This window comes from Microcystis aeruginosa LEGE 91341, from assembly GCF_015206885.1.
GTDB classification, from domain to species: domain Bacteria; phylum Cyanobacteriota; class Cyanobacteriia; order Cyanobacteriales; family Microcystaceae; genus Microcystis; species Microcystis aeruginosa_H.
In genome coordinates, this window is the sequence record NZ_JADEXY010000001.1 from 50887 (window position 1) to 75336 (window position 24450).

At 41.2% G+C, this 24450-nt stretch carries 22 protein-coding genes and 4 pseudogenes; 5 read left to right on the forward strand and 21 right to left on the reverse strand.

Translation table 11 applies throughout. The features are described 5' to 3' along the window. Positions 1–41 precede the first annotated feature (41 nt). Positions 42–1169, forward strand: a complete 1128-nt coding sequence (locus tag IQ234_RS00205; protein ID WP_193955579.1) for an ABC transporter permease — start codon at positions 42–44, stop codon at positions 1167–1169. Between the two features lie 148 nt (positions 1170–1317). Continuing rightward, on the forward strand, positions 1318–2553 hold the full coding sequence (locus tag IQ234_RS00210) for a glycoside hydrolase family 10 protein (RefSeq protein ID WP_193955580.1): 1236 nt from the start codon (positions 1318–1320) through the stop codon (positions 2551–2553). Positions 2554–2585: 32 nt separating this feature from the next. Here IQ234_RS00210 and IQ234_RS20865 read toward each other — a convergent pair. From IQ234_RS20865 to IQ234_RS00230, 6 genes and pseudogenes are all read right to left on the reverse strand, one after another. Then, positions 2586–2698 (reverse strand): annotated as a pseudogene (locus IQ234_RS20865) (IS1 family transposase); the annotation flags it as partial. A gap of 121 nt (positions 2699–2819) precedes the next feature. Next, a pseudogene (locus IQ234_RS21860) lies at positions 2820–3172 on the reverse strand (IS1 family transposase); the annotation flags it as partial. A gap of 141 nt (positions 3173–3313) precedes the next feature. Beyond that, positions 3314–3571: pseudogene (locus IQ234_RS21865) on the reverse strand (ISNCY family transposase); the annotation flags it as partial. A gap of 383 nt (positions 3572–3954) precedes the next feature. Then, positions 3955–4545, reverse strand: a complete 591-nt coding sequence (gene hpsU / locus IQ234_RS00220; RefSeq protein ID WP_046661380.1) for a hormogonium polysaccharide biosynthesis acetyltransferase HpsU — start codon at positions 4543–4545, stop codon at positions 3955–3957. Between the two features lie 5 nt (positions 4546–4550). Next, complete coding sequence (locus IQ234_RS00225) at positions 4551–5501, reverse strand: glycosyltransferase family 2 protein (RefSeq protein WP_193955581.1); 951 nt, start codon at positions 5499–5501, stop codon at positions 4551–4553. Between the two features lie 149 nt (positions 5502–5650). Next, on the reverse strand, positions 5651–6316 hold the full coding sequence (locus IQ234_RS00230) for an urease accessory protein UreF (RefSeq protein WP_193955582.1): 666 nt from the start codon (positions 6314–6316) through the stop codon (positions 5651–5653). A gap of 134 nt (positions 6317–6450) precedes the next feature. Between IQ234_RS00230 and IQ234_RS00235 the strand changes: the two genes are divergently transcribed. Beyond that, positions 6451–7062, forward strand: coding sequence for a hypothetical protein (locus tag IQ234_RS00235; protein ID WP_193955583.1), 612 nt, complete (start codon positions 6451–6453; stop codon positions 7060–7062). Position 7063: 1 nt separating this feature from the next. On the opposite strand, the gene IQ234_RS00240 is transcribed toward IQ234_RS00235, so the two are convergent. Then, positions 7064–7567: a MogA/MoaB family molybdenum cofactor biosynthesis protein gene (locus IQ234_RS00240; protein WP_193955615.1), complete on the reverse strand. Its 504-nt coding sequence runs from the start codon at positions 7565–7567 to the stop codon at positions 7064–7066. 453 nt (positions 7568–8020) lie between these two features. Here IQ234_RS00240 and IQ234_RS00245 point away from each other — a divergent pair, with 453 nt between their 5' ends. Continuing rightward, a complete protein-coding gene (locus IQ234_RS00245; protein WP_193955584.1) occupies positions 8021–8875 on the forward strand; it encodes a helix-turn-helix domain-containing protein in 855 nt (284 codons plus the stop codon). A 160-nt stretch (positions 8876–9035) separates the two neighbouring features. Here IQ234_RS00245 and IQ234_RS00250 read toward each other — a convergent pair whose 3' ends face one another. The 10 genes from IQ234_RS00250 to IQ234_RS00295 form a co-directional block, all read right to left on the reverse strand. After that, on the reverse strand, positions 9036–9548 hold the full coding sequence (locus tag IQ234_RS00250; RefSeq protein ID WP_193955585.1) for a dihem cytochrome c family protein: 513 nt from the start codon (positions 9546–9548) through the stop codon (positions 9036–9038). 85 nt (positions 9549–9633) lie between these two features. Beyond that, positions 9634–10851, reverse strand: a complete 1218-nt coding sequence (locus tag IQ234_RS00255) for an ATP phosphoribosyltransferase regulatory subunit (RefSeq protein WP_193955586.1) — start codon at positions 10849–10851, stop codon at positions 9634–9636. Positions 10852–10889: 38 nt separating this feature from the next. Next, on the reverse strand, positions 10890–11831 hold the full coding sequence (locus IQ234_RS00260) for a J domain-containing protein (protein WP_193955587.1): 942 nt from the start codon (positions 11829–11831) through the stop codon (positions 10890–10892). 36 nt (positions 11832–11867) lie between these two features. Next, a complete protein-coding gene (locus IQ234_RS00265; protein WP_193955588.1) occupies positions 11868–12689 on the reverse strand; it encodes an inositol monophosphatase family protein in 822 nt (273 codons plus the stop codon). 14 nt (positions 12690–12703) lie between these two features. Then, a complete protein-coding gene (locus tag IQ234_RS00270) occupies positions 12704–13072 on the reverse strand; it encodes a 2Fe-2S iron-sulfur cluster-binding protein (protein ID WP_193955589.1) in 369 nt (122 codons plus the stop codon). Positions 13073–13538: 466 nt separating this feature from the next. After that, positions 13539–17765 carry an AAA domain-containing protein gene (locus IQ234_RS00275; RefSeq protein WP_228008296.1) on the reverse strand — a complete coding sequence of 1409 codons (4227 nt, stop codon included), beginning with the start codon at positions 17763–17765 and terminating at the stop codon, positions 13539–13541. A gap of 26 nt (positions 17766–17791) precedes the next feature. Next, complete coding sequence (locus IQ234_RS00280) at positions 17792–18121, reverse strand: HigA family addiction module antitoxin (protein ID WP_002735448.1); 330 nt, start codon at positions 18119–18121, stop codon at positions 17792–17794. Between the two features lie 8 nt (positions 18122–18129). Next, entirely contained in the window at positions 18130–18423 is a 294-nt protein-coding gene (locus IQ234_RS00285) for a type II toxin-antitoxin system RelE/ParE family toxin (RefSeq protein WP_024970831.1), read from the reverse strand. A 343-nt stretch (positions 18424–18766) separates the two neighbouring features. Then, entirely contained in the window at positions 18767–19018 is a 252-nt protein-coding gene (locus IQ234_RS00290; protein ID WP_193955590.1) for a hypothetical protein, read from the reverse strand. A gap of 283 nt (positions 19019–19301) precedes the next feature. Next, entirely contained in the window at positions 19302–19706 is a 405-nt protein-coding gene (locus tag IQ234_RS00295) for a transposase family protein (protein ID WP_228008297.1), read from the reverse strand. A 177-nt stretch (positions 19707–19883) separates the two neighbouring features. Between IQ234_RS00295 and IQ234_RS21680 the strand changes: the two genes are divergently transcribed. Continuing rightward, positions 19884–20024, forward strand: coding sequence for an undecaprenyl diphosphate synthase family protein (locus tag IQ234_RS21680; protein ID WP_253256823.1), 141 nt, complete (start codon positions 19884–19886; stop codon positions 20022–20024). 165 nt (positions 20025–20189) lie between these two features. On the opposite strand, the pseudogene IQ234_RS00305 reads toward IQ234_RS21680, so the two are convergent. The 4 genes and pseudogenes from IQ234_RS00305 to IQ234_RS00320 all read right to left on the reverse strand — a co-directional run. Then, positions 20190–20594, reverse strand: a pseudogene (locus IQ234_RS00305) (helix-turn-helix domain-containing protein); the annotation flags it as partial. A gap of 74 nt (positions 20595–20668) precedes the next feature. Further along, entirely contained in the window at positions 20669–21037 is a 369-nt protein-coding gene (locus IQ234_RS00310) for a 2Fe-2S iron-sulfur cluster-binding protein (protein WP_193955591.1), read from the reverse strand. 171 nt (positions 21038–21208) lie between these two features. Further along, a complete protein-coding gene (locus IQ234_RS00315; RefSeq protein WP_193955592.1) occupies positions 21209–23482 on the reverse strand; it encodes a hypothetical protein in 2274 nt (757 codons plus the stop codon). Further along, positions 23479–24420 (reverse strand): homogentisate phytyltransferase, encoded by a 942-nt coding sequence (locus tag IQ234_RS00320; protein WP_193955593.1) that lies wholly within the window; start codon positions 24418–24420, stop codon positions 23479–23481. The genes IQ234_RS00315 and IQ234_RS00320 overlap by 4 nt, the downstream gene beginning before the upstream one ends. Between the last annotated feature and the right edge of the window lie 30 nt (positions 24421–24450).

Consider the following 24450-nt stretch of genomic DNA (forward strand, 5'->3'; position numbering starts at 1 on the left):
TAGCAAAATAAAGATTAACTCTCCTATTGACCTCATCGCCTATGGACTGGTGGCACAAACTCAAAGATAATCCTCTCGCCCGTTGGGGAGCAGTTTTACTGTTAATCTTCTATTTAAGCGTAATAGCGGCGGATTTTGTCGCTCCCTACTCTCCCTACTCCTCCCAACCCGGTCAGTCTCTCCTCCCTCCCACCCAAATCTTTTGGCGCTCGCAGTCGGGAAGTAACAAGGGTGAGTGGATTGGCCCCCACGTCTATCCCACTACTCAAAGTGCTATTAATATAGAAACTGGTGAGCGGAAGCTAATTAGAGATTTTAACAACCCCTTGCCGCTACGTCTCTTGGTTAAGGGTGAACCCTATAATTTCGGTCAAATTCGCCTACCTTTGCCGCCAAAATGGCAGGAAGTAACTTTATTCCCTGGTATCCCTTTTGATCGCCATCTGTTCGGGGTCATCGGCGATGGTAGAATCAATATATTGGGAACTGACGAATCAGGACGCGATAGTTTTAGTCGCCTGATTTTTGGGGGCAGAATTAGTTTATTTATCGGTTTGGTGGGGATTTTAATTTCTTTCCCTATCGGTTTATTTGTTGGTGGCGTTTCTGGCTATTTTGGTGGTTGGTTAGATGCGATTTTAATGCGTTTTGTGGAAGTTTTAATGACTATCCCCGGCATATATTTACTCGTGGCTCTGGCGGCCGTTTTACCCGCAGGATTAACCAGCACCCAGCGCTTTTTATTAATCGTTCTGATTACTTCTTTTATCAGTTGGTCGGGATTAGCGCGAGTAATTCGCGGTCAAGTTTTATCCCTGAAAGAACAGGAATTTATTCAGGCCGCTAAAGCTATGGGAGCAAAACCACTTTATATTATTCTGCGTCATGTGCTGCCCCAAACTGCCAGTTATATCATTATTTCTGCTACGTTAGCCGTGCCGGGATTTATCGTGGCCGAATCGGTTTTAAGTTTAATTGGTTTGGGAATTCAACAACCTGATCCTAGTTGGGGAAATATGCTTTCTTTGGCTACCAATGCCTCAATTATTGTTCTACAACCCTGGTTAATTTGGCCACCTGCGTTGTTAATTATTCTCACCGTTTTAGCTTTTAATTTACTCGGTGATGGTTTACGCGATTCTCTAGATCCTCGCAATTTAGAGAGATAATTTAGTTATTTTAACAGTCAGGAGGCGATCGGCATGAGTCAGGAGATTATTTTTATTTATTCTCCCTTCTCCCTGCTCCCTGCTCCCCTCTCACCACTTCATAATTCATAATTCATAATTCATAATTCTTACTCCCTCACTTCCCATTATGAATAAAATCAGTAAAACCTTTAATAATTTCGCCGATAGTTTGGTGATTTATAGTCAAAGATACGGAAAAATAAGCTGGTTAATATTTTTAATTATCTTTGCTTGTATCATGACGATAACCTTTAATGATCCGGCACAATCGACCAATCAACCCCAAGAAAAACCCGAAATTCGTGGAGTTTGGTTAACTAATATCGATAGTGAGGTATTATTTAAACCGCAAACCCTAAAAGATGCCCTTGATAGGTTGGCTGATTTAAACTTTAACACTATTTATCCCACGGTCTGGAATTGGGGTTATACACTCTATCCTTCTAAGGTAGCAGAAAAAGTCACGGGACGAGCGATCGATCCCCATGAATCTTTAAAAAATCGTGACTTTTTAAAGGAAATGATTAGCCAAGGTCATCGAAAAAAATTAAGAATTATTCCCTGGTTTGAATTTGGTTTTATGGCTCCTGCGGATTCAGAATTAGCCAAACGACATCCCGATTGGTTAACCCAAAGACAGGATAAAAGTGTGATTTGGTGGGAAGGAAAAGTGCATCAACGGGTGTGGTTAAATCCCTTACATCCGCAGGTACAAAACTTTATTACGGATTTAGTCAGCGAGATTATTACTAACTACGATATAGAAGGAATTCAGTTTGATGACCATTTTGGTTATCCCGCCGATTTTGGCTATGATGAAATGACGATTAAACTCTACCAAAGGGAACATTCTGGACAATTACCACCGCAAGATTACCAAGATAAAGCATGGATTCAATGGCGGGCCGATAAAATTACTGACTATATGAATAGTTTAGCCCAGACGATTAAAAAGCAGCAACCTAGAGCGATTATTTCCCTATCTCCTAATCCCTACACTTTCTCCCTAGAATCCTATCTTTTAGATTGGCAAAAATGGCAGCAAAAAAACTTGATTGATGAGTTAGTAATACAAGTGTATCGAACTGATATGAACGCCTTTGACTGGGAATTATCCCAACCAGAATTACAGCAAGCTAGAGAATCTATCCCCGTGGCTATTGGGATTTTATCTGGTTTAAAAGGTCGTCCGATTCCGATGGTTAATATTACTCAACAAGTGGAAAAATCGAGACAAGAAAATTTTGGTGTTTCTTTCTTTTTCTACGAAACCTTATGGAATATCAGCAATGAATCCCCTTCCTATCGACGCAGGATTTTTAGGGAAATACTCCAGTCTGCTAATCCAGTGGTGATTCGGTAGTAGTGATGGCGGCTTAATCCTTTGCTTTGCTGTGCATTGTAGTCATGGATAAAATACCAAAGGGTTCCCCAACGTGATTCTCCATTTTTTTGGAGAAAGATAGACTCTCTCTCACCAACCGAGAAATCCTTTGTCGAAAGGTATTAAGTAGCTGGTTATAATTAAATTAAAAATGGATTTTAGGTTCGATCCCCCCTGCCCCCCTTGATAAGGGGGGTGTCTGATGATTTTTAACGCCTACCTACTTATTTAATCTTTCAATAGGATTAGTTTGACCAGTTTCTTTTCCGACCGTTCGATGACTTTTACTGGGAATTACTGTCTTATAGGACTCCCAAAAGTCTGTGTAAGCAACAGCGCTCGGTAAACACCTAGTAAACTGTCCCCAAAGTTTTTTGGCTGATTGACGACTTCTATCTCCTAAATAGCAACCAATAACTTCCCTTGTTTTTCTATCAATTAACCGCCAAATATAAACCTTTATCATCTTAGAAAAAACAAAAGACCACCCTTCGGCTTCTCTCAGGGTCAACATCTCATCAGATTCTATAACCAATTTACCTTTTGGTTTGTCCGAAACCTTTATTTGACGGGGGACAGCCGCCAGTTTATTGTTGACCCTTCGGCTTCGCTCAGGCTTCGGCCGTGAGCTCAGCCGAACGGGTCAACGTCGAGGCTTCGACGGTGAGCTCAGCCGAACCGCGAAGTCGAGACGTTGACATAATCTTGTAACCATGACCAACTTACCCCTGTTACTCTAGCAATTTCTCGTAAGAAAATTCGTTCGAGCAAAAGTTTATCAATTAATTTTTTAGTTTCGTCAGAGACGGTTTTATTAGTGGGATTGCTCACAAACGGTTGACCACACTTCGACAGGCTCAGTGACCACATTCTTTACATTGACGTTTGGGGTTTCCATTATGAATAGAAGCATTCTTGATAGTATGTGAGAACCACAACGCTTGACAGGGGAATAGAGGTGAACTAGGGGGGGTATTTTTTCGGTGCTAGACTGATACTAAATCCGTTGAGCATAGGCTACTTATGAGGAGAGACAAGAGGCAAAAGGGGGAATAAATAATCAGTTTTTAATAACCAAATTTAGTATAATATTTGAGTAAGCCAGACAGGAGCCAGAAAAAGATATTTATCAGAAAATTCATGATCAAGCTAGAGGTTTAAAAACTGATTCTAGCCAATTATTTTTATTAATAAATATTCTACACAATTCATACCAGGTAAGCAAGAGGACTACGGCACTACTACCGAATCATTACCTATTGGCAGATGATGATTATCTAACAGTTATTTCCTGTCATTATCATTACCAAGATTACTGCGATCGCTGATTTTGGATGGTGCGTGTTTGCGACAATAATCTCTGATAAAATGCCTCTTAGCTTAACTACTATAAGAATTCATCTTTCTATCGTATTGAGGACGACAGGGGCTGCCCCAAGCGACCTTTTGAGCGGGAATATCGGCAAATACGCTACTTCTTGCCCCAATAACAACATTAGAGCCAATTTTTACCCCCGGAGCCAAAAAACAATCGGCGGCGATCCATGTACCATTACCGATGAGGATGGGAGTGGTTTTTAAGCCAAAAGAGCGATCGCCCGGATCGTGACTGCCAGTGCAAAGATAGCATTTTTGAGAAATCACACAATGACTGCCGATGGTAACGTTATCTAAACTATAAATCACCACATCATCGCCAATCCAAGTATAATCGCCGATCGCTACTTTCCAAGGATAAGTCACCCTTACCGTCGGGCGAATTTTCACCCCAAGGCCGATTTTAGCCCCAAATAGCCGCAAAACAGCACAGCGAAAGCTGTCCATCTGGTGCAAACTGAGGGGAAAAAGAATTCCCTGTACTAACCACCAAAGTAGGATAATTGGATTAGAACGACCGCGATCAAACCAAGATTGATCGTAGGTACGCAGATCTAGCCACGCTTCCTCATCGGTGCGGATTTCTGGGGACATAGGACCTATTTAATCATTTCTGCGGGTTGAGGTTCCGAGGGTTTAATCGGGGGATTAGTCTGGGTATTAACGTTTAATTTACCGCCAAATTGCCGTAATTCATACAATTTAACCCCTATTTGGTATTCGTACTGACTCAAAAGACGACCGTAGATATAACCAGCTTTGCCATCCAAGAAACCGAGACGGATAAAATAAAAGAGAATAAAGCGCAGCAGCGGTTTAAAGGGCAGTTTTACCCATATTTTCTTTAAAAAACGTTTTCTCTGCACTGCATCACCGAACAGGTGCGCTCCGATCGTGCCGCTTTCATCATTACCCGTGAGAATATTGTAATAAACCCGGGCTTCCCAGTTGGAATAACGATTATGTCTTTCTAACCAATGATAGATATCGCGGAAATCGATGTGCAGCATATCATTTTTGAGATAGCCCACCTTGCCATCAAGGATAACGTGTTCGTGAACTTCGTTATCTCCCGTGTTGGGGATATCTTCCGTGTTTAAATTCTCGTATCTGCCGGACTTATGTTTAAATAAGCGCAGATTCCAGTCGGGATACTTGCCACCATAACGGATCCATTGTCCGAGGAAGAAGACGCGACGATTGAGGTAATAACCGTTATAGTTGGGATCTTGGATCACGGTGGCGATTTCGTCCCATAGTTCGGGGGTGATTCTCTCATCACAATCGACGATTAATACCCATTCATTGCGAAAAGGCAGATTATCGAGGGACCAGTTTTTCTTTTTCGGCCAACGACCATTAAAATAAAATTGGACTACATTAGCACCATAGTTGGTAGATATTTCGATCGAGTGATCGCTGCTTTGGGAATCGACGACAAACACTTCATCAGCCCTAGCAACACTCTCTAAACAAGCGGGAAGGTTGGATTCCTCGTTTTTGGCGGGAATTAACACCGAAACGGGAATTTTTTCTGATTGACTAAACATTGGTACACTGTGGCTAGGTAGAGTGTTCGCACCTTTCCTTAAAACCCTTAGTTACTCAGAAAGCGAGAACTAAGACTTAAGATTTTTTTCAATCATACTATACCTTATTCGGTTTTTTCCGTCATTCTTCTGCTCTTCTCCCTAAATTGCTAACTGCGAAATAGACGACTATACTGGGTTTCGTGGTTTATACTGGCAAAACTTAGCCCCCAACTCCAACTGCTCAGGTTTTCATCGGCTAAACTGATAATATCTGCTGTTGCCGTTAATAAACTGGGCTGTAAACCGAGCAGAAGTGCTTGTCCTAGGGTTTGTCCAAGGGGAATTAAACGCAATCCCGCATTGATTAAATTACTTGCCCAACTGTGTAAATAGCCTAAAACCGCTAATTCTTCCCCAATTTGCCAATGACTTGCCCCGATCGCAAAGGCGGTGGCATAATTGGCCTGTTCCGGTAGATTATCTCTGTCCGCTGCTAACTCCCGTAATAAGTTTAACAGCGATCGCCCCATTTGCCAGCTTTGTTGTCTTAATTCGGCTGTTTCTCGCGTTGCCGATAACCAATTATCCCAATAATTAAGTTTTGTAAAATCTTCTTGACAAAAACAACGATATACCCTCAGCAAAACAGCCGTTTCTAAGCGAATCGAGCCTTGAGAAAGCGATCGCTCTAACCAATCATTTAAGCTGGCACTATTGGAGATAATCCCCTTTTCGACGAGGGTTTCTAGCCCTTCGGAATAACTATAGGCCCCCACGGGTAAAATGGGACTAGCCAATTGTAATAAACACAAAAGTTCTTTTTGATCGAGCATAGAAAACCGAGAAAATTGTCCTTAACACAACTGGGGAAATGCTTGGCGCTTCGTTATTTAGATTGAGCGGGTAGAAAGCGGCACTTTGTGAATTATACCGTGATTAATAGGCACAATTATCAACTGTTATACTTATGTCCTCACGAGAACAGCATTTTCTGAAAATAAATCTTGTCGTTCTCCTCTTGATTTTAGTTTTGATTGCTGGGGTTGATCGGGCAGAATTACCCTCTAGTCTTTTATTTTATCCTCCCGCTACTCCCCCAACTCCGATTGCTGGTTTATTAACCCATTCTTTTCAATTGCTTTGTTGTTTACCTCCGATTGTTTGCCTTTTTAGTTATGCTTTATTGTCCCGCAAGACAAGTTTCAATAATTCTGACATTTTTTTACTTTTTTCTGGTATAATAACGGGACTTTTTGCCATCAATGAAATCTTCAGAATTCATATCATTCTCCTCTATTTTAATATTCCCAAATTCTTGACTATCTCTGTTTATGCCCTCGCAATTCTGATTTATGGTTTAGCATTTTGGCGGCGAATAGGACAAACTTATTACCAAATTTTAATCATTGCTTTAGCACTTTTAACTTTTGCAATCGCTATCGATTTTCTCCAGATTAAAAATCAAGGTTTTGCTAGTCTAAGTGAAGGAATTCCTAAACTTTTAAGCGCAGTGAATCTGGCCAGCTATTTTTGGGATCTATGTTTTCAAGAAATTTTAGCCCAGATCAAATCCCAATAAATTACTCATTCATCTGTTTAACCAGATGTAAAATTTCAGGAAGAATCAGTTTTTCTAGGGCTAATTTAACGGCATTAGTGGAACCGGGGAGAGAAAAGACTAATAAGTTTTGATAAACCCCAGCTATTGCCCTCGATGCCATGGCACGGGAGCCAATTTCTTGATAACTGAGATAACGAAATAATTCGCCAAAACCAGGCAAAGTAATCCTTAATAAAGGTACTAAAGCATCGTATGTAGTATCTCTGGGAGCAATACCTGTACCCCCATTGAGAATTAAGACTTTTATCTGATTTTGATTGCTAATCTCTGGTAAAATTGCTTGAATTTGTGAGGGTTCATCGGGGATAATTAAGTATAGGCCGATATCGTGACCCGATCGAGTTAGTAACTCTTGAATTATTTGGCCACTTCTATCCGTCTCTGGGGTACGAGTATCGCTCACCGTGACTACGGCACAGCTAAGGTGAAGGGGGGTGGTGTCGGGATGGGGAATAAAGGTCATAATTAGGGTTTGCGGCAAAAAGTTTTTCCTGGGGACAGGGTGTGGGGTGTAGGGTGTAGGGTGTAGGGTTTTACCGATTTTGAGGTAGTCAATTACCTAATTTTCAGGGAAAAAGTCCAGGGATTTTCCCCCTGATCACTCCCATATCGGGTACTTTTTGATTGACAAAAAGTCTAAAAGTCTTATCCAACAAGGTTTTTAGATTTATTCAGCCAGCCCTAATTAACGATATGCTGAGAGTTCGAGAAAAACAAGCATTAAGAACAAATGTATGTATTATCTGGTCAGTGCAGTCACCATGGAATAAAAAACTTAACTTTGGCAAGTATTGCCGATTTTTGCCAGTTTTTGGAACCTTTTCGCCAGTAATGGTGACAAGGTATAAGGATCTTCTAGAGAACAGATTATCCCAAAATAACAAAATCGAGATTATCATCTAAGTTGGTATAGATTATGACTGGAATTATGAGTCAACTCAGTCCCCTACAAGCCGAACAAATCAAGGAAATAGGGACTTATTTACGTCAAAAACGAGAAGAAAGCTGCCTGAGCATAGACGATATCGCCGCCCTGACGATGATTAGATTGCCAATGCTAGAAGCGTTGGAAACGGGGAATTGGGAGAAATTACCAGAATTAATTTATGTCAAGGGATTTATTAAACGCTACGGTGATGCCCTAAAAATTGATGGTAAAGCTTTAGCCGATCGCTTGTCTCCTAGTGCGGAACAATTAGCTCAAGAGGTAACTATCCCGAAAAAACTGCCCACAAAAGCTACCCCCATCCCCAAGGCTGAACCCGCTGCCCCAAAAGCGGAGCGGGTGAAACCAGAAAAACCAGCCCCAGAAACTAGCCCCCAACCAGCTAAATCGACCTTTTTTGGGATATATCTCTGGCTAGGCTTGCTGGCGGGCATATTTTGTGGTATTGGCTATCTTTTCCTCCGTCCCCCTCTCTCTAATCCCCCTGCGGTTACTCCCTCTCCTTCCCCCGTGGGTTCCCCCGCACCGGTAGTCTCTCCCGTGCTGGTAGCCTCTCCCTCCCCTTCTCCTCCGCCAAAAGTTCCCCTCTCAGCCGAAGTAACTATTGAACAGGCCGCTTGGGTAAGGGTAATTGCCGATGGCAAAAAAGTCCATGAAGGCAATCTCCAACCCGGGACCAAACGAACTTGGACAGCCCAAAAGAGTTTAAATATTCGATCGGGCAATGCTGGTGCTGTTAAAATCTCTCTTAACGAAAACCCTGCCCAATTAATGGGTAAAGCTGGTCAAATTGGCGAAATCACTTTAACTGCACCTCCTCAGTAGGATGGGGGTTTGGGGTGATGGGGTGTGGGAATTATGAATTATGAATTATGAATTATGAATTGGTGAGGGGAGAGTAGGGAGAACAAATAAAAATAATCTCCTGACTCCCGACTCCCGACTCCTGAAAACTGAAAACTGAAAACTGATAACTGATAACTGATTAGGCTGCATTATCCCAGATGGGGGTAAGGGTTTGATAATCGTAGCGGGAAGCGTTGGGATGACAGGTGACACAGGTGGTGTGACCGAGAGGAGTGGGTAAATTGACCCTAGGGTGCAAAACCTTTACATAGCTGGACTGTTCAATTAAGAGGGGAACGAAAGTAGTCTCCCTAAGAGGGCGGGAAGAATAACTGAGATAATCCCAGATAAGACGCTGAGTAATGCCAACAATTGGTTTTAAACGGATACCATAGTGAGAATTAGGATTTTCTAGGATTTTTTTCCAAGTTTGACTCGGTAGGATACTGGGGGGAATGGCAATATGGCAAGTGGCACAATTTTCTAGATAGGTTTGCTCTCCAATTTGATAACGATTCAGCAATGTATCCGAGGCAGGAGATTGGGCGATCGCTGGTTGTTGAAGTAGCGAAGCCAGTAGAATACCCCCTAGAATACTGAGGAGAAAGAGGATCGGAAAAAAAATCGATTTCACTTGACCGCTGGAAGGCATGACTGGGATGACGAGTAATTGAACACAATTATGGAGTCCTATAGCAGCGGTCAGAAGGCAGGATTTCCGCTGCTTTTGCCCCCTTTTAGAGAGATTCTTCGCTCACGGAACCATCTTCTTGCACCCAGGCGAGATTTTTAATCATTCGATCGCGGGCATAGGTGCGAATTTCTGCCTCGCTGCGACCACCTAAATCGATCGCCACCCTCAGATTAGGATCACTGGTGCGAAGGGAGCGAGCTTTACTAAAAGTCGCTATCTGGGCGTTATTACCCAAAGGGATAAGCAACCAGTCGAGGGGAGGAGCCTGGGTGGGTAAAGTCTGGCCTGATAATAAACTTTCGTGCAGTTCTTCGATATTCAGGGAAAAACCGATACCGGGAGCCGATTGACCCTGGGGATGAAAAACGCCCAATAATTGATCATAGCGTCCGCCCTGGCCTAAAATACTGAGATTTTGCTGGTGATCACTAACCGCTTTAAAAACGATGCCGGTGTAGTAATCAAAGGTTTGAATGAGACTTAAATCGAGAATTAGGGGGAAGGGTTCAGAGCGATCGGCATTAAGCAGCTCGACTAGGGATTTAAGGTTATTAACGGCTTTTTGGGCCGATTCTTCCTGGGCTAATACTGCCACTTGTGCGAGGACATCGTGAGGATTACCGCGCAGGTGAAATAATTGTCGGGCTTGCTGCCGGAGGGTTTCGTTGGGATAGGGAAGATTTTCGAGGCTAACGTAGTCAAGGAGGGCTAAACAGCGTTTCACCTGTTCCCGTAAGGGATCGGGAAAAGGGGAAAGTAGGGAACGAGTCAAACCCGCTTCTCCTAGAATAATCTGCCAGTTAGGGACGGCCAAACTATCGAAACAGTCGGCCAGGAGCAGTAAAATCTCGGCATCAGCTAGTAAACCGCCAGAAAAGAGCAATTCTACCCCCGCTTGATAGAATTCCACTTGACGACCGTGATAACCGGCGCTAGGGCTACGAAAAACGTTGGCCCGATAACAGAGACGTTGGGGATAAGACTCCCCACTCATGCGGGAGACGGCACTACGGGCAATGGAAGCAGTTAATTCAGGGCGTAATCCCGATAGTCCTTGACTATCCCCGTGCAGTTGGATCACGGTGCTGGGATCGATCGTACCGCCTGCGGTGAGGGTATCGAGCCATTCAATGGTGGAGGTGACGATCCTTTGATAGCCCCAACGCTGAAAGACAGACTGAAGGCGATCGTTAATCCAGCCTTTTTGGGTAACTTCTAGGGGTAATAAATCCCTTGTCCCCGCCGGGGGTTGATGAATCATGGGAGTTTGCTAATCAAAATCGGTGGCACTGGTCAGTCCTATTTCTTTTTACCACCAAATCGAGACCAAAAACCGCCCTTGCGCTCTCCTTCCTCTTTTTGTTCTTTCTGGTCTTGCATTTCAATATTAGAATTAACTGCTTTATCTAGTTCCCGTTTGCACTTAATCACCGTCGCATCTTTGGGGTTGGTTTGCCAAGCGCGATTGATATGAACCCGGGCCATGGATAGTTGATTTTGTCGCAGGTAGGCTAAACCGATCAGGGCGTGACAGATGCCATTATCCGGTTCTTGCCGCAGGGCATCGCGCAATTCTCGCAAAGCTTGGGCGGGGTTATTTTCGTCAAGAGAGGCTTGGGCGCGGCGAATATAGGCTTCTAGGGGCGATTCCTTGGCTCTAGTCCGGGCTGCCGTGGTGGTGACAGTCGCTGTAACTAACTCGGACTGGTTAGTATTGCCCTGGGAGATAAAGACTTTCGGGGTGGTTTTCCTGCTGCCCCTACCTTCGGTTAAGATCAGATAGACCAGATTGAGTTCACTGAGTTGGGCGATTTTCTGATAGGTATTTTCCAGGGCAGTATATTGATCGATCGCCAAAGATTGCAGGATTTTTTGATAGGCTAATTCATAGTTAGCGCTAGATTGGGCTAGTTTTCTAGCTGGTTCGCTACTGATGGTGATTTTACTCAAATCTTTCCCCATTGCCTTGCCCATTTGTGCTAAAACAAGGCGAAATTCTTCGCGAGATAGATCGTGGCTCAGATGTTCGTAGGCGGGGTTAACTAATTTTGAAAGTAACTGATTAGCCCGTTTCTTTTCATCAGTGGTGTAAGTGCGACAGGTATCAGGATGGATTTTATAGGCGATTTTTAAGTAACGCTCGCGAATCTCCTCCTGTTCGGCATCGATCGAGACTCCTAAAATAGCGAAATGATCGATTAAATCATATTGAAATAATCCCTGGGAAATTGGAAAAGTCATAGAGAGTATCCTGCTCTAATTAAAATAATAATCGCATTAAAACTGAAAACTCCAAGAGGCCGCTTTTTGCAGAGCTTGGCTTAAGGGGGTGTGAATCTGTCCGTTAGTAGCCAGGATTCGCCCCGTTTCTATCAGAAAAGGACTCTCATCGTAGGCGCTAATTTTACCCCCAGCTTCTTCGATCAGAATAACTCCTGCGGCCAGATCCCAGGGATTAATTCCTCGTTCCCAATAACCATCTAAGCGCCCACAGGCCACATCGGTTAAGTCTTTGGCAGCGGAACCGCTGCGGCGTACCCCTTGGGTCAGATGGGTCAGATAACAGAATTCGGCATAATTATTATCGGGGGTTTGACAGCGATCGTAGGCAAAACCCGTCACCAGTAAACTTTTTTCTAGTTCACTGGTCCGGGAGACATGGATGGGACGACGGTTCAGAGTAGCCCCTAAACCCTGGGCTGCCCGAAATAGTTCCTTTCTAAAGGGGTTATAGATGACTCCCACTGCTGCTTTCCCTGCGATCAGGAGTCCGATGGAGACGACGGATACGGGATAACCGTGGGCATAGTTGGTGGTTCCGTCGAGAGGATCGATCGCCCAGAGATAGTCGCTATCGGTCCCTGGCAGTTTTCCCGATTCTTCCGCTAAAATCCCGTGTTTGGGAAAGTGACGGCCAAGAATTTTGAGAATTTCTGTTTCCGCTCGACGATCTATTTCCGTCACTAAATCGCCCGATCGCCCTTTTTCTTCTATTGTCTCGATTTTACCCCAATTATCGAGGATAATTGTTCCCGCCGTTAGGGCGGCTTCGCTGGCAATGTCTAAGTATTTTTCTAATTGGCTGCTGGTATCTAGCACGATTAATCCCTAATCTATTCCTCATCTAAGGGTAAACCAAAACGCACTTTCCCACGAGCAAAAAAGCGACCAAATTGCAGTTCATAGACTTCATCTTCGTCTTGGGTGGCTACTTCCAGATCGCCCCGGGCATAACTGACACAAAGTAAAGCATAACCTCTGGCTTTTAATTCCGGCGATAGTCCGATCGCTTCTGGTTGATGGATATCTCCCGATAATACCCTGACCGCGCAGCTGGTACAAGCTCCATTGCGACAGGAAAAGGGTAATTGATAGCCCTGTTTTTCCAGACTGTGCAGTATATAGTTATCGTCGGGAACGGTGGTGGTAATTTTTTCGCCCGTCTGACGATTGTTAACGGTGATTTGATGATATTTAGTCATAGTTTAGTTAGGCGGAAATTAAATTATCGATGCAATTCTAGATAGTTCTAAATTTAGGGGCTATTTTGATCAGCCATTTCGATTGTATCATCAATATTTGCTCAAATGGTCATCATCTTGACAATTATCCTTGACAAAGGGGTCGGTTTTCGTGGAATTTGCCTAAATCAGAATCTCGTACCATCATCTTTAATCCTCAAAATATCTACGCGCTTGAGATAGGCGAAAAATCAGCATCTTTTCTTAAATTACGATGAAAAGGTTTCAGGCTGGGAATAGATTGACTCACGATTTATCTATTTGAGAAGATTGGTCATAATTTTGTAAATCTCTCGTTAGAAGTATAGCTAGTCTCTTAATACTCCCTTGCTCAGTTATTATCAATTACAAGTCAGCATCAAATCAGGTTATGCAGTCATAATCCCAATCGATCGCCCAGTAGTCAATCAAGGCAGCAAGGTTATCTTTAATCGCCTTCCTTAGTTCGGCTTTTTAGTGATCTTGTCAAAACCTGTACTTGATGCTCATCAATATTGTCATTAAACAGAGTATCGGTACATTCAGAACGTAAAGCTTTCCATAATGTTGCTTCTTCATAGTGTTCAATCTCTTTTGGAATATAATCTAGGAGAGTTTTAGAGCAAACTACTATTAAACGCTTTTTAACTCTTGAAAATGCAACGTTTGAGCGATTTAAACTAAGAATGAACTCCACATTCTTGCCAATTGCTGATGGATTACTTGCCGTGGCAGAAACAATCACATTGTCACGCTCACCACCCTGCACTTTCTCGACTGTATCAATTACATTTACAGCATCTCCATAATAATTTGCTAATTGTGTTTTTAGTAGCGATCTTTGAGCGCGATGGGGTGTAAGAATTGCAGTAGAACCATCAGGAATTTTTCCTCCTGCATCAAGAATATTTTTGATTATTTTCACTTCAATTTCATTGCTACGTTTTGATTCACGTTCATCATGAACAACAAGATAAAGACCTCCATTTCCCTGTAAAAGTTTTTCCCAAGTTCCCGTAATTTCATCTTGTTCTATATTTTCATCTCTTGGTTTTCCTTGTAATTCAATGTTATCTTTGCGATAAAGACGTGCAATAAGTTCACGAATTTCATGGGGTAAACGATGAGTATAATCTAAAGCTGAACGTAATATTGCTTCATCAGATATTTCAATATCTAAGTTTTCTTTAAGATTTTGAATAGCTTGATAAGCACTGACATAGGGTTGATAAAGTAAAACAGGAGGACGATCTTCATTTTCCCAATCATGAGTAATAATAGGAGCGAGTTGTCTGTGATCTCCTGCCAACATAATTTCACCATCATCTTTAACTAATGTAGCTAAAGCCAGAAAGTGAGGAAATACCATCATACTTGCTTCATCGACTATTAAAGTAGTTGTTTTAAAACCTTGAGGATAATATTGAGGAAAAGTTTTTGCCTGTTGCAGTGTATTTAACATCTTTAAAATTGCGCCCGTTGTTCCACCAATAACTGCTATACAGTTATATATAGTTATTTTTTTAGCTGTTTTCTTACCTCGTAAATTATTAATTTTTTCAAAGCAAGATTCTGCGGAAAAATCAGTGATATTTCCGCCTGTTCTCTTAATTTCTTTAGAATGCACTTTACTCAACTTAATTGGTGGAACAGAAAGTTGATAATCATTGGCGTGTTCTTGCAAAGTTGGCAACAATTTATCTAAACGTAAGAGTAAATTATCTACAGCCGTATGAGTATGAGCCGTAATCAGAACAATATCGCCAACATTGCGACGCGCCAAGATTCTTAGAAAAGTAGCGATCGCAGTTGTTTCTGTTTTTCCAGTTCCTGGTGGTCCTTGTAAAAGTTGAATTCTTGTATTCAATCCCTTGATAATTGCTTGACATTGCTCTTTACGCAGGTTTTGATTGTTTCGTAACGGTAAATTATCAAGTAGATTAGAATATTGTTTTAAATCATTCTCCGAAATAGGAGTTTGTGGGGGGATTTGAGGATTTTGCGGATTTAACCATTTACAAATGTGATTTCCTCGACTGTTTTGTAATTTTTGATCAACTTTTCCAGCTATAAAATCCGATGGACTTTCATCAATAGTGGCAAAAGGATAAACATCTTCTTCTGTACTATAAAAACGACCACGAAGTTGATAACGATCAGCGTTTCTTGTTTGTCTAACGGCAAACTCAATACTTCTACTATTCCAGTCAATTGCTTCTACAACACAGGTACTTCCACCAGCAAAAAGTTGATTGATTGTTTGACCTTGATGTGGATCTTTGGAACTAGGACTAAGTCTAACAAAAGAACCTACATCAATGGTACAGTTAGCTTGTAAAACTTCAGCCGTAATATTGTATCCATCAAGATTAATTTCTGCTGTTAGTCTATTATCACCCTGTAACCTTACATTTTTTACAGGTATTGTTCTCCCTAAAGAAACACGGTAGATAGGTGGTATTAAATGATTAGCAATCCAATCTGTTACCTTAACGTGCTGATCCAAACGAAGAAAATCAATAGCTGCCTGGGCAGCATCATCCACAGCTAAACTAAAATCGGGTAAATCAACAATAGTCAAAGATTCTTTAATTATTCCTGCATTCTTAAATATAATTCCTTCTTCAATCCATCTGATAGCATGAGTACGAGCGCGAAAATACTCTTTTAAATAATTCGGTTTTTGTGCTTGATTGTAACGTTCAATGGAGCTTTTTAACTTGGGGGTAAGTGTTGGCTCATTAGGGTCAGGAAGTGTTCGCCATAAGGCACGCCAATAAGCTGCACTTAGAGAATTAAAGTATCTTAGTCTAACTTCAAACTGATGTTTACGGGTATTTTGAGAATTTGATACTGCCCATTGATTATTCTCATCAATTTCTAAGTTTGTCTTAAAATCAAAAACATCTTGAGAAAAAACTTGATCTAAACTAACAACTTTACCACTAATTTTTCGTTGCCAATGATAACGCCTTCCAAACCACTTTAGAGAACTTACAACGGCTAAATCTCTACCTGTCCATCCTAAAGCATAACGACGATCTACTTCATCGGAAAGACAAGAGTAAATAAGTTGTTCTAAACTTTCCCGACAACCCAACAATTCTCGTAAATGACTTAATAATTGAGAACTAACACGAGAACAACCCTCAACTAATTGAGTCATTTCTTGACGTGACCAAACATAAAAATGAATTGGAGCTTGTTCTGTTTTAGCAACTGAGTCGATTGCATCCACTAATTCTAATAAAAATCCTTGTATTAACTCTTTTTCAGAACCATTATCTTCTTTATAATCTCCTGTCCATGCTGAAGTTTTAAATTTAATTAAATCTTCTCCTTCAAGTTCTTTTTCTTTAAAAATACGTTTATTATTTTCATCAATTCCTTCTTCTAAATATTCTTTAATGTTAGGATCTGGTTGCCATTTACCATCTGCATTTTGCTCAAATTTTGGGTCTAATTTTCCCTCACTTTTAGTAACATGAGCAGCCAGCGCACCTATTCTATTTTCTACATAATCATATTCAACAGAAAGATAGACACGAATGAGTCTTTCTCCATTAATTGTATGTTCAGGAAGTTGACTGTTACCTGAATATTTTGGCAGTTGTTGCACTTCATAGGTTCCTGGATCTAAGTCTCCACCAGGAAGAGTCCGCCGACGAGTGTTGGCTTTTAATTGAAGCAGTTCTAGATTCTCTGTAAAACTTATATCTTGTTGAAGTTGAATAGCTTGATTTCCTGCTAAGTCAATCTCGGCTAAATCATCAAGATTTTGAATACCTACTTTATTCAATGATTTAACAACTGATGAATCTATTCCCAATAATTCTAAACGGCGTTCTCTGGCACTTTCAGCTAAACAATGAACACTCAATGTACAGTCACTACATTTTTGGTCTAATTGATAATCTAAATTAGTTAAATCAGTTTCAACAATACGCTTTAGTACACCATCAGAAGCTACTAAACGATTAATATCAGCTTCTATCGTATCTAAATTTAAGGCTTCTGATTTAATAATATCCTGACTTTTATTTGTATTTTCATCAATACGAACTACAACACATTCAATATTTTCAGGCTTTAAATTTATTCCATTAATAGTGATTAGATTATCGTTTATTAGTTGACGTACAAGCATTCGATATAAAGCAACCTGAATTTGATGATAAGTTCTATCTTTTCGAGACGCTTTACACTCAACTAATCGCAGTTTAGGTTGTTCATTTTCCCAAAAAACAATTACAAAATCAATTTGCCCAATAATCTCAAATTCTCCCAGTTTTCCATTGATACCAATTTCCCGTCCATAAGCTTTTTGTCCGACTGACAAATTTGTTAACTTTTCAACAAAGTCATTCCAATTAGTTGATTTGTATTTCTCAGAATTCTGCTCTCTTTGGATTAAATCTACTAATCCTTCTGTTTTAAGTGATTTCTCCCATTCATCCTCTCTTTTTCGACCTTCTGCTTCTAAAACCGGGTCTAAAGAAGTTGAAAAAATCAACTCATAAAAAGGAATATCTTTTTTGGCAAGTTCATAATTTTTGTACTTTAACTTGAAACGGCGATCGCATGACTGATAACGAATATATTCAGCAATGTCAGTAGCTCTAACAAATGGCATTGTCATTTGAGCTTCTTGGTTCTCCGTATTTTCGTCGGGCATATTCGTAGATTTCTTGAATGTTTGTATTATAATTCACTAAAATTTGTCATTTTACAACACTTTAGAGGAGATATTTTCTCTATTTCCCCGTCCTCCTTCTTTTTTACCTGATAAATATCCCACCGCAATTGCAGATTCAGCCAGAAATCCGGTGAGTTGCCGAAGAACTTTGCCAGGCGGAGTGCCGTGCTGGGGGTAATGCCTCGTCGGGCATTGACTAGCTCGTTGACTCGCTGGTAAGGAACGTGAAGTCTTAAAGCCAGCTCTCGCTGTGTCAGGTTCATCGGTTCCAGAAAATCATAAAGGAGAACTTCTCCTGGATGGCTGGGGGCGCGATGGGTTGGTACTCGGATCATCTTTCACCTCAATGGTAGTCCACTATCTCTACTTGAGAAGGTCCGCTTTCTGTCCAAACGAAACAGATGCGGTACTGGTCGTTGATTCGGATGCTGTACTGCCCCTTCCTATCTCCTCGGAGTGCCTCCAACTTATTCCCTGGTGGAATTCGGAGATCGTCAAGGGAGACCACAGAGTCAAGCTGGTCGAGCTTGCGTCGCGCCACTGCCCACGCCGTTTTTGGACAGGTGCGCCGAGCTGCTCTCGTATCCACACCGTTGAAGATATCCTCTGTCCCATTGACTCCAAATGAAACGATCATACCTTCATGGTATCACGGCTATCATGCTATGCAAAACAGAAGAGGAATAACTTAGCTAAATCTGGCTTGTGGCTAACGTCACCTCAAGGCTGAGATATGCCACTGTGATCGCCATCGTTGTAGGGTGCGTTCCCCAAAATCGATCGCTGGATCAGTAGGAGCCACATTAGGGAACGCACCATGCACATTAATTGAATCTGTGAGTCTAAGTGCGAGCGCACCTAAAAATGAGCAGCAATTCCAAATTTAAGGTTTCATGACATAAAAATCCTTATGACAATTTGTAACCCCTAAATCAGGTTTTTATGTCAAGCTATTTTGAAAGCCTTGCTAGAAAACAGTTTTAGGGACAAGTATAATTAGTCACTTGCATAAATGAGATGCTCCCGATAATTTTAACTGCTGGGGCAGGACTTTTCTGGACGGTCATCACCAGAAAAAATTCCTCGCTACCCGTGGCTAAAATGCGCTCACCTGTATTAGTTTTCTCGACTCTTAAAGTCACGGGAGTGATAAAAGTTCCCTGCATAGTTGCGCCATTTTGAGTGATAGTAAAACTATTTTTTCCGAGAGTGACATTTCCCTGGGTATTCATCACCCAAGTTTTATTAATAAATTCTGGTTGCTCGACTTTACCTAATAGACATCTCCAAAAATTTATAAGTCAGTCACAGCAAGGAAGAGAGGCAGATTAGACCAAGAGTCAAAATTAGCTCTCAAAACTGATTAATCAGGGTTTAAAGAGACAAAATCCAATTTTGACGGAAAACTATGGCTAATTATAACGTCAATTACTTCCCCTGATTGCTCCCATTCTATTACTTCTAAAATTAGCGTATCTCAACCTTACTAAGCCACAAACGGTAAGTAAAACCGATTTATAGCGGTTCTCGCATCTGTGCGGCACACTTAAACCTTTGCTGATTAAGCTGTTCAGGATCGGGAATGTACCTCTTGTGAATCAGAAACTCTATATATCGACTTTTATTTAATCTAAATCTTTCTTGAACTACTTTAAATACTTTGACAACTCGAATTAAATGCTCAACAAAAATTCGCCGAGGTGATAAAACTTTATTTTCTTTAATTTGATTCTCGGTTAATTCTCCATTCTTCGGTTTTTTATCAGGAGTTCTGATTTGATTTTCTCCTAGGTAAGCTTTATCTCCAATAAAAGTTTGTTGAGAATCGAATTTGCTTAAAGTTTGCCGACAGATTTTTATGTCGCTCGTCGGATCAGGTTGACCAATAACTACATCAACAATATCTTCAGCTTTTGGCAAGACAATAAATTGACTTTTTCAAGTATGTATTTTTTGCTTTCCCAAATAATATATTTTTTGTTCTTGATAATCGGTCGGCCTCTCCACAGGCTGTTCTGCGCTATCGACAATCAACTCATATAGCGTTTCCTAAGCTAGTGAGGTACGCCTATTTTTCTTCCCTTTTGCCTAAAACCCATAACTTTTGTACCTCATCAGACTGAAAAACGCTATAGTGAACTCTACTTTACAAATACCTTCTTTCCCGATCTAACTCCGGCAGATATTGAAGAAGCTATCCACTGGTTTCAAAATCGCGAGCGTCGCTTTGGAAAATAGGATCAAGCAAATTAAACCAACTATGATCCTTGAGTTCAAATTAGGTTCAATGACTCAATCTATTCATCAATTATAGCGGTGTGCAGTCGTATGAGGTACAGTGTCACGAGCTATAAACCATGCTAGGCAAAGCTTGGTTTGTATCTCACTCAAGCGCTTACCGCTATAATCCCTTAATTGTTCAATTATTATTTCCTCTTCTTGGCACTTCTTTATTTGTTGTAACAAACTTGGCGGTAACTCTCCTTCAAAAAGTTTTTGCCAATAGGTAAAGATGTTATGAGCCGTTGATTCACTCACTTGAAACATTAGTCCTAAGATTTGAAAGCTTAGATGATGTCTTAAATAAACCAACATTAGAACAATTTGTTCCTCTTCTGATAATTTAGGAGGTGTTCCGCTTCCTGGTTGATTAATCCTAATTTTGGTTTTTTCGATTTCTGATTGGTTTCTCTGATGTATAAGTTTTCCAAGTGCCATCAGTTGTTCTAGTTGTTGGTAGTCAATCCTTAATAATCTTTTAGTTTGTTTCGGATATTTTTGAATGTATTCCCAGGTGTAGTTTTTCATGGCTTTTTTTGAATCACTATTTGTTTTATTATATCCTATTATTGTGATTTAATTAAATTAGGTCGAGGTCTAATCTATTCCTCATCTAAGGGTAAACCAAAACGCACTTTCCCACGAGCAAAAAAGCGACCGAATTGCAGTTCATAGACTTTATCTTCGTCCTGGGTGGCTACTTCCAGATCGCCACGAGCATAACTGACACAAAGTAAAGCATAACCTCTGGCTTTTAATTCCGGCGATAGTCCGATCGCTTCTGGTTGATGGATATCTCCCGATAATACCCTGACCGCGCAGCTGGTACAAGCTCCATTGCGACAGGAAAAGGGTAATTGATAGCCCTGTTTTTCCAGACTGTGCAGTATATAGTTATCGTCGGGAACGGTGGTGGTAATTTTTTCGCCCGTCTGACGATTGTTAACGGTGATTTGATGATATTTAGTCATAGTTTAGTTAGGCGGAAATTAAATTATCGATGCAATTCTAGATAGTTCTAAATTTAGGGGCTATTTTGATCAGCCATTTCGATTGTATCATAAATCATTGCTCAAATAGTCATCATCTTGATAAATTCTACTTGAGAACTATTGACTTTTTTTGGGGTCGATTGCCAATTTTTATGGCTCTTTAAAATTCATCTCTTTTAATCTAACTGCACCGTCAATAATTGAGATTTCCTGGGAGCCAATTTGCACGATCGCATCTAATCCCTTACCGATAATTTTAACTGCTGGGGGACGACCTTTCTGCACGGTCATCACCAGAAAAAATTCCTCGCTACCCGTGGCTAAAATGCGCTCACCTGTATTAGTTTTCTCGACTTTTAAAGTCACGGGAGTGATAAAAGTTCCCTGCATATTTGCGCCATTTTGAGTGATAGTAAAACTATTTTTTCCGAGAGTGACATTTCCCTGGGTATTCATCACCCAAGTTTTATTAATAAATTCTGGTTCATCGACTTTACCTAATAATTTATCCATCAAGACGAATAATCCGGGGGAACCAGAGGATAGACTGTAATCGACGGCGAAAGAGCGAACTAGAGCGACTCCTGCCGGTTTACCCTGAGCGGAGCCGAAGGGTGGATTAGCCCCTTTAACCATGATTTTATCGGTTTTTAACGTAATTACTCCCGAACCATCGGGACTAGATTGAAAAGTTATCGGTTTTGCCTGGAACCAAGGCGGTGTTTTCGGGAAAGTAACCGTATTTTCGGAGTTCCAGTCACCTTCTGACCCCTCAAAACTCGCCCAATGTCCTCCTAATCCCCAAATTCTCACACTAGCGACATCGGGAAAAGACCATCCCCCCACAAAAGGTTGCTGTTTGAGATAGATACTAGCGACAAAATCCTCTTCATTTTGCCAGCGATTACGAAAAACATAAAATCCCTTTTGTTGATCAACTAAAACCCTGGAAAGTTGGCGATCGGGATTTTCGGGAGTAAGATTAGATGAATAACCAGCGAGGAGAAAAGGGGCAATATGAGGATAATGGGGGTGAAAAAGTTGTTTTTCCTGTCCTTGCAATCGCCATTTTATTGCTGGTAGCAATGATTTATCGGTAATTCCCAATCCGATAGTTAATAAAGATACTCCTAAAAAAGTCTGATGTCTGCCGTAAGCAGGAATCAATAATTGACCATTTTTAGGGACAATTCTGGTTAAATAATGGGGGATCAATTGGGCTGCAGAGCAACCAGTTACTAAGTCTAATCCGAGACTATTTCGATACCCTTGCAAAAAAGGAAAAACACTGATAACCATAGGTTCCGTGGTGTATAAATCCCCTTCCGTGCCAAATCCTTGATCGCCGATAGCTTTGGTAAAATAGCGTTCTAGGTGACGTTTAGCCATTTCCACCTGTGCCGAGGGAGAATAGAGAGAATCGGCTGGTAAATCCTCCTTGAGAATCGCTAAACTAGCTAATCCTGCCGCACCTCTTGCCCGCGCATTCCAGTTACTAACTGCTTCTCCATTCCATCCATCTTTGGGTGAACCACCTTTGAGAAGTTTTTTACTTTCACTGAATAACCAGCCAGTAATTTCCTGTTGGCGCTTTTCTCCCCAAAAATCATAACAAAGATCGTAGGCGAGAGCGACTCCGGCGACAATTGACGATTGTTCTAAGAGTCTTTTGCCCGGATTTGTACGGGTTTTTTCGATAATTTCCCAGGCGGTTTCTGCTGATTTTTTATCTTGATTTAAAATTGCTAAAAAACAATGACCTGTGGCATGATAACCCCCATTAGGCACATAACCATCGTAATAAATTTTTTCCTGTAAACTGTTGTTTAATTGGGCGATAATAGTTTGACCGATGGGAGTTTTCGCTTTTTCTCTGAGATTAGTTAATTCTGACTTGCGAAAGATTAAACGGGGATGTTCTCGCGCTTGTAGGGGTTGGTAATTAGGAACAGGATTAGGCCATAAAGGGGAAATTGTGCCATTAACTTTGTTTTGTAGTCTTCTTCCCCCTAAAGTGCCTTGATAACTGCCGATAAGTTGGTCTTGGTGGGGGACAATTTCGATATTATAGATAGCTTCCCTGACTTCCGCTTGCCAAGGGTGAGTTTGAATGTTCATTTTCACCTGTAATCGCCAAGCATTGTCTAATTTAATCGCTTTTACCGTACCTTGGTGATCTACTTCTTTATTGAATTTCGGTGCGTATCCCCACACCGACGGCTGACAAACAGCGCGATCACAGCTTAAATCTAGGGTAAGATTTTGATAAACGGGTTTATCTTGCCACAGTTTCCAAACGCCATTTTTCAGGGTTAAATGAAGGTTGCCGGTTAATAATTGCGGATCTATGGTTTCTTGACTAGGTGCGCTTGTACCACCTAGCAAAAGCAAGGGAATGGCCGCTAAAAAAGGAGATATTTTCATATTAAACAAGCAAGGGGAAATATAAGGTATTCCAGGAAGAATAATTTCCAAATAAATTGGTAGAATCGGCTGATTTCGCTTTTATCTTCTAAATTTACCCTGCGACTACGCCACCAAAGAAGAAGAAGTAGGAGCAGATGGGCGACAATGGCCAGAGAAGAATTAATTCCGGTTATCCCCAAGAGACCGACGGCAATCATCCCACCATAACATAGGGAAATTGTCAAGAGGGAAATTGTTAAGATTTTTTCTGGGCCGAGAAGCAGGGTAAAAGTGGTAATTTGGTAAATGCGATCGCCTTCTAGGTCAGGAACATCCTTAAAAATAGCGATCGCAACGGTAAAAACGAGAACAAAAGCTGTTAAAACCCAGACTGAGGGATAGATAGACTGATTTTGATTAATAACTGTGTTGTAGTGGCGAAAAAGACCTAAATTGACGATGACACCCCGGACGGTAAAAATACAGAAGGCTGCCCAGAGGGGAAAGCGTTTTAAACGCACTGGTGGCAAGGAATAGGCAGTGCCGATGAGTAAACTAATCCCCACGGTGATTAAAAGCCAAAAACCACCGATAAAAGCCAGTATAATTGCTAAAATACCGCTTAAACCCACGATCAACCCTGCTGTCAACCGAGAAAATTCGCCCTTGGCTAGGGGAAGATGGGGTTTATTGATTTTATCGATGTCGATGTCTTCCAACTGATTTAAACCGACGATATAGACATTACCCGCGAGACAAGCGACCCAAGTGAGCAATAAAACCGACCAATAGCTAAAAAAATCGCTAATATTGCCTAAAGCAATTAAATACAGACTTAAAACACTCAAAGAAGTGCCGATAATCGTATGGGGACGGGAAAATTTCCAGAGACTCCCTAACCGGTCAAGAAAGTTAGGCTGGGGATGGTTAACTGGAAGAAAAGGAGCTTGATTCATAAAAAAAATCAATCCTAGGGCAAGTAATCT